This is a genomic window from Sphingosinicella sp. (assembly GCF_052387495.1).
Lineage (GTDB): Bacteria > Pseudomonadota > Alphaproteobacteria > Sphingomonadales > Sphingomonadaceae > Allosphingosinicella.
This window is the reverse complement of the sequence record NZ_JBQTJC010000137.1, coordinates 21,563-27,990: the sequence shown is the minus strand read 5'-3', so window position 1 is coordinate 27,990 and position 6,428 is coordinate 21,563. Positions and strand designations below refer to the sequence as shown.

Here is a 6,428-nt window from a genome sequence, read left to right as displayed (position 1 = left end):
TTCTTAGTGCGGCCCTCATTGCAGTGGGCGATCGCATTCAGCACGTCTTCGAAATACACGGTCGTCCGACCCTTGCCCTCGGCTTTCAACGCCTCCCAAATCCGCTCCACAACCGGCACCTTGTTCGACTTCGACATCGCCCTCTGCCCCAAAAAGGCTCGAATTACAGCGGACGAGAGCGGCAAACAATGCAGGCCGTCCCATTGAAAAGTTAGCGGTAGACATCGCCCGGCGGGCGACAAGCCGATCCCAGCCCAGCCTCGCGACCCTCTCGCCTATCAGGGAGGTGTCGGCAAATTCCCGTCTTGTTCGGCCGCCCGCTCTTCGGAATAGCGTGGAGTATAACGCTCCCCTGGCGTCTTCCAGGCGCGGAAAAAATCCAGCGGATCCTGACTACCCAGAAAGCCGCGAGCGAGAGCAAGTCGCTCGAGCACATCGCCCCTGTCGGGCTCGGAAAGATCGTCAGCCCGCTGCTCCACGCCCACGAGGAAGCGCTCGACGCTCATGACGTTCGACCACCGCTCGATGACCTGCCGAAGTTCGGTCTTGCTGTCAGCGATCGACCGTTCGATGCGTCTACGGTCCTCCTCGCGCCGGCGATGCTCCTCCTCAATCAGCCACTGCTGGTGGCGGATTTTAGCCTGACGGTCCGCCTCATCCAGCTTTGCCACCAGTTCGGGCGCCGCCGCCTCGATGGCTTCGACGGTCGTCCTGATCTGGCCGCGGAGCGAGGCAGACCTGGATTCTTGCCATTGCGACGACCAATCGACTTGCCAGTAAGGCGAATAGGCAACGATCCTCATACGCCCAGACGGAAGATCGCGAGTCGTGGTCCAGCTGCGGTCGACGTTATACCGACCGCGTGGAGGGACATATTCGCTCTCGCGGATATATCCTCCGTTAGTGTAGCGCAGCGTGACATTCTCCGACATCTCGACGATCGAAAGTCCGATGGCGACGCTTCCCACATAGACAACCGTCGGACGGGAGGGAGACCAGAGTCCGCCATATTGCCAGTGGTCGCGCGGCTTGGCGGCAACCTCTCGCTCATCGAGCCGCTCGCGCCTCATCTCTGCATCGGCGGGCGCCACTACGACCCGATGACCAACCGATTCGAGCGCGTTGAAGAGATCGTTGGCGAGATCCAGCGCCTTATCGAGGCTGGCCTGCGAAGCAGTAACGTCCACCAGAAGCTTTTTGTAGGGCTTGAGATATGCGCCCTCGTCGACCGGCCTGCCATTCTCGAAATGCGATCTTGCGCCGCGAATCAGACCATGAACCCGGTCGCGGGCGATCCGCACCTTCTTCTCCGGCTTGCGACGTGGCGGTGCTTTGGGCTTCGGAGGGGGGATATGTGCACCCTCCTTGCTCCAGTGAAGCGGGTCGCCCGGCCGTGGCGCCGGAAGCGGAATCTGCGGCGGTGCTTTGCCGACCTCGAGCTTGGCCCAATAGCCGCGCTCTGGGCGAGGTACGTTGAGCAAAGTGCAGACCCTGGCCAAATAGCTGCCCGACACGTCGAACCGCTGGGCGATTTCGGTCATCGGCTTGGACCAGACCAGCCGGTAGAGTTCATCTCGCGAAACCATTTCCAGCTCTCAATGGCAGGCGGATCACACTGACTCGGAGCAGACTGCGATGCAATCTTCGCGTTCCACGCTCTACCATCCGCGCGAGCCGGCGGGCGTCTGGGCACCACATGCTGCTGAGATCGGATCGAGGAGGTGGTCCGCAATGCGCCCATCCTCGCCGTTGAGACGGTCGCCGTCCTTGCCGCGAAGCGGACGCTCGCTCACCTCGGGGAGCTTTGTCGGCTTACGAGCCAGTGCAGACACGCAGCAGTCTATGGGTCTTGCCAGTACGCCTGATCGTTTCGGAGGCGACCTAAATCGTGTAAGGAGAGATGTTCACCGCGTTTTTCGAGCAGCCTTTCAGGAGTCTCGACCGTGCGTATGTGCGCTCTCGCGTCGCTGCTGCTGTGCGCGCTGACCTTCGCCGCGCCGGCGCAGGCGCGCAATTGGGTCCGCATCAGCGATGGATGGTTCGATCGGGACAGCATCCGACGAGCGGGCGACCTGGTCCATTTCGACGTCGTTGGAATCCTCGAGACCGAAGCCGGGGCCGCTCCTGCCATTTTGCCGGACCAACCGGGTATCGACGAGATCGGCGCCGATGAGGAATATGTCCAAGCCAGGGCATATAGTTGCAGGTCGCGCGTTCTCAGCATCGTCCTCGAAAACGGACGGATCGAGCCGGTTTGGAATCGCGAGTTGGAGGGTAATGAGGCGGCGGCCTTCACCAGGCTTTTGTGCCGCAGGCCGCGATGAGTCCTAGCCTGCCTGCGCGTCATCGAGGACCACAAACCCGCCGGTAGATGGCCGCGTCGTGACCGTAGTCGACGAACTCCTGCGCGAAAAGCTCGTCCGGCGCGGCGGACATGGCACCGAGCGACGAGCCGTCGTCGCGCAGTAGCTCCCTGGTGACGACCGTGTAGGTGCGCTGCGTGCAGTCGATCACCTGATGCATGACCATCGTGCGTGTTCCCAACTGCTCTTCGCTCGTGTCGACACGGAACAAAGCGAGGACGCGACCGCCCTCGCGCGCGATCGTGCCGGGGTCGATGTAGCTGATGCCGTCCGCATCCTGAAACACCCGCTCCCACCGCGCATCCACCGGCGCTTGCGCCGCCAGCGCCGCAATCATCATCGACCAACTCATGTAGGCCCCTCCGATCGACGCACGTCATAGCGATATTCGGAGCTGGCCGACAGCGTTTCTCTTGAATGCGCGGGGGCATTGCTGCGATACTGCCGCCGAGGGGGACGGGCCAGTGCGCGCATCGATTCCGCTTTTCACAAAGTTGAATTTGCGCAGATGGCGCTCGGCAGGGCCAGCTGTCTGCTGCGCCCTTTGCTTTCTGGTTTCGGCGGGGCCGTCGAACGGCATGGCGAATGCGCGAGCGGCAGAACAAGCCGAAGCAGATCAAGGCCGTCACGCGGAATTGGTGGAACTCGTCACTCGCAGGGACGAGGCCTACACCCGCGGCGAATACGATCTGGCCGCCGACCTCGCAGCAAGCGCCCTTGCGCTGGCGGAAGCTGCTTTCGGTCCCGGTCATCCAGTTACGCTGGCTGCGGTGAGTCACCTCGCGATGGTGTATGAGGCCCAGGGTCGTTTCGCGGAAGCCGAACCTCTCTTGATACGGGCGGCGGAGACAGGTGAGCGGGTCTGGGGCCTGGACGATCAGCAAACGCTCATCTCACTCAACAACCTTGGTAGTTTCTATCAGGCCCAAGGCCGCCTCGCGGAGGCGGAGCCGCTCCACATTCGCGTTATCGAGGTCGTTGAGCGCACCCTCGGCCGGGAACATCCCGACACTCTCAGCGCGCTCACCAACCTTGGCTTACTTTACCTGTCTCAAGGCCGTTTCGCAGAGGCCGAGCCGCTCCATCTTCGAGTTCTCGAGGCAAGTGAACGCACACTCGGCAGGGACCATTCCGAGACTCTCGTCGTGGTGAATAACCTTGCCCTCCTCTATTCCGCGCAGGGGCGCTACGCCGAGGCGGAGCCACTCTATATTCGTGCTGTCGAGGCGAATGAACGCACGCTCGGCAGGGAGCATCGCACTACCCTCTGGTCCCGCATCGCCTTGGCTTCTTGCTACCTAGATCAAGGCCGCCAAGCAGAGGCCGAACCGCTTTTGACCCGGGCTTTCGAGGCCAGTGAACGCACACTCGGCAGGGATGATACGATTACGCTCGCGTCGGTTGGCCATCTCGCTGACTTGTATCAGGACCAGGGCCGCTTCACGGAGGCGGAGCCGCTCCTCATCAGGCTGGTCGAGACCAGCGAGCGAAGGTTCGGCAGGGAGGACCCGTCCACAATCGATGCCGCAGAACGTCTGGCCTCGGCGCAATTGACCTCCGGTCAAGGCGGCGCGGCGATCGAGCCGGCGCGGCTTGCAGTCTTCGGGCGTCGATCGCGCCGGGCCTCGGCCAACTCCGGTGCGTTCGCCGAGGCGCAGCGAGAGCGCGAGGAGCGCCAGCGACGCGATGGTTTTACCCTGCTCGCGGACGCGGCATGGCTTGGCGCCACGAGAGACGGCGGCAACATGTCTTCACTCGAGGCCGAGAGCTTCGCAGCTCTTCAGGACGCTATTGCCGGAACCACCGATCGCGCGGTCATTCAAATGGCCGTTCGTCGCGTCGCGGATGACACAGCACCAAGGCTGGGCACGCTGGTTCGCGAACGCGAGAGTCTGAGCCATCAGTGGGCTGCAAACAATGCCGGCTACAATGCCGCGCTCACTGGCTCCGATGCAGCCGCCGACGCGCAGCGCCAATCGCTGCCTGCCGAACGCGCACGGATCGAATCACGCATGGCCCAAATCGACGCGATCCTGCGGCAAGATTTCCAGCCGTATTTTGCGCTGACCAGGCCCGAGGCGCTGTCCGTCGCCGAGACCCAAGCCATACTCGCGCCCGACGAGGCCATTCTGATGGTCGTGCCGACCGCCTTTGGCACCCACGTCGTCGCCGTCAGCAGCACGTCGATCGAATGGGTTCGCTCCGAATGGACTGGCGCGCAGATCGATGCCGCCGTCCAGCGCCTGCTTTGGGATGTCGGAGCCAACGTTCGCGTCACTCCGGCCCAGGCCGACCAGTGGCTGGCACAGGCGGGGCCGGGCTATCCCTACGATCGCACCACTGCGCATAATCTCTACCTTCAGATTGTGGCGCCGGTCGACAGCGTCCTCGCCGGGAAGCGCCACGTCTTCATCACCGCAGGCGGCTCCCTCACCAGCCTGCCGTTCGGGATCCTCGTCGCCGCGCCGCCGCTGGGCCGGGACGGCGATCCTGCCGCGTTGCGCGATCCCGCGCAAACGCGGTGGTTCGCCGATGCGCACGCACTCATCCAGATACCCTCGATCCAGTCACTCCAGTTCCTGCGCCGGTTCAGCCGGCCGCCGGGTGAGCGCGGTTTGACGTCGTTTGTCGGTTTCGGGGATCCGGTGCTGCAAGGCGCCCCTGCGCAGCGAGCCCGGTCGCGCGGCACCGCCGGGGCCGAGCTGTCGTCGCTGTTCGAGCCTGGCCGGAGGCGCGACGGCGGCGCGATTGCGAGTGTCCGCCAACTCCGGCTGCTGAGTCGCCTGCCGGGCACCGCAACCGAGCTGGAAGCCATTCGCGCCGCGCTGGGCGCCCCGCGCGACGCGTTGTTTCTCGCGGAGCGGGCGACCGAAACGAATGTGCGAACCACCGATCTCGGCAGCGCCCGCATCATCGCCTTCGCCACCCATGGCCTGACGGGCGGCGAAGTGCTGGACGTGGCAGAACCCGGCCTCGTCTTCACGCCTCCGCAAACGCCGAGCGATGCGGATGATGGGTTGCTGACCGCGTCGGAAGTCTCGGCGCTCCGGCTGGCCGCCGATTGGGTTATCCTCTCCGCCTGCAACACCGCGGCAGGCGACGGCACGGAAGGCGCGCCCGGCCTCTCCGGGTTGGCCCGCGCCTTCTTCTATGCCGGTGCACGTAACCTGTTGGCCTCTCATTGGCCGGTCGGGGACGACGTTGCTGCCCGGCTCACGGTCCTCACTATCGAACTTCTCAATGAACGGCCCGAGCTCAGCCGCGCCGAAGCGCTCCAACTCGCGATGCGTGAAGTCCGTAACGATGCGGCACACGATAGTGCCGAGGACAGCTGGGCTCATCCAAGCGCCTGGGCACCTTTCACGCTAATTGGAGATGGCGTTCGCTAGAGCAAGCAGCTTGCCGCAACGTCCGCAATCCACCCACTGCAACCATAGACCCGCCCGTCCGCTTCCGGCCACATTCACTAAGAACGGCGGGGGTGCCCGCGCACGAGCTCTCCCGTTACCGGCCCGCTCGCCTGAGGCCTCAGGAGCATCTTCGCGACGATGGCGGCCGTGCTGTTCTCATAGCCGCCGGAGGCCATCCGCCCGAGATGAGCGCGCAGCCATTCGGGCCCGAACAGAAGCCAATCCTGTCGTTCGAAGATGCCGGCCAGAAGCTTCGCGTTATGAGATGTTGCATGCCCGTAAACGAGGCCAAGCCTGACGGTCACATCCTCCGGGCAAAGGCCGCGATCGATGGCCTGCAGCCGAAGCCTGTTCAAAACGATTTCGCGGAGAAGGCCATCGTGAAACAGCTTGTATCTGCTGGCGTGCTTCGCGCCTTCGGCGAAGTGGGCTGCGTGAACTCCACCGGAATCGAGATAGCTTTTGCATTCGAGGGCCAGAAGCTCCCGCGCGGTCGCCCGGTAGGCGATCATATCGATCTCCCAGCGCGGCGCTGAGGGACGGCCGATCCCGATCTTCTCTTCGCGGGTGAGCTCGACCTTTACGCCGGTTCGAACCCAGTAGCCCTCGGCCCAGAATATGTCGGCTGCAAGCTGCTCGAACGCATCCACCCGGA

The 6,428-nt window shown here is 63.9% G+C and carries 5 protein-coding genes; 2 read left to right on the top strand and 3 right to left on the bottom strand.

All coding sequences use genetic code 11. From position 1 onward, the window contains the following. Positions 1-278: 278 nt before the first annotated feature. Positions 279-1,586 carry a hypothetical protein gene (locus ACT4N8_RS07800; RefSeq protein ID WP_444857570.1) on the bottom strand — a complete coding sequence of 436 codons (1,308 nt, stop codon included), beginning with the start codon at positions 1,584-1,586 and terminating at the stop codon, positions 279-281. A 363-nt stretch (positions 1,587-1,949) separates the two neighbouring features. Here ACT4N8_RS07800 and ACT4N8_RS07795 point away from each other — a divergent pair, with 363 nt between their 5' ends. Beyond that, positions 1,950-2,324 carry a hypothetical protein gene (locus tag ACT4N8_RS07795; RefSeq protein WP_444857569.1) on the top strand — a complete coding sequence of 125 codons (375 nt, stop codon included), beginning with the start codon at positions 1,950-1,952 and terminating at the stop codon, positions 2,322-2,324. A gap of 19 nt (positions 2,325-2,343) precedes the next feature. Here the strand turns inward: ACT4N8_RS07795 and ACT4N8_RS07790 are convergent, their stop codons facing one another. Next, positions 2,344-2,703 carry a surface-adhesin E family protein gene (locus ACT4N8_RS07790; protein ID WP_444857568.1) on the bottom strand — a complete coding sequence of 120 codons (360 nt, stop codon included), beginning with the start codon at positions 2,701-2,703 and terminating at the stop codon, positions 2,344-2,346. Positions 2,704-3,001: 298 nt separating this feature from the next. Here ACT4N8_RS07790 and ACT4N8_RS07785 point away from each other — a divergent pair, with 298 nt between their 5' ends. Continuing rightward, positions 3,002-5,752 (top strand): CHAT domain-containing tetratricopeptide repeat protein, encoded by a 2,751-nt coding sequence (locus ACT4N8_RS07785; RefSeq protein WP_444857567.1) that lies wholly within the window; start codon positions 3,002-3,004, stop codon positions 5,750-5,752. Between the two features lie 77 nt (positions 5,753-5,829). Here the strand turns inward: ACT4N8_RS07785 and ACT4N8_RS07780 are convergent, their stop codons facing one another. Beyond that, positions 5,830-6,423 (bottom strand): hypothetical protein, encoded by a 594-nt coding sequence (locus tag ACT4N8_RS07780; protein ID WP_444857566.1) that lies wholly within the window; start codon positions 6,421-6,423, stop codon positions 5,830-5,832. Positions 6,424-6,428 lie beyond the last annotated feature (5 nt).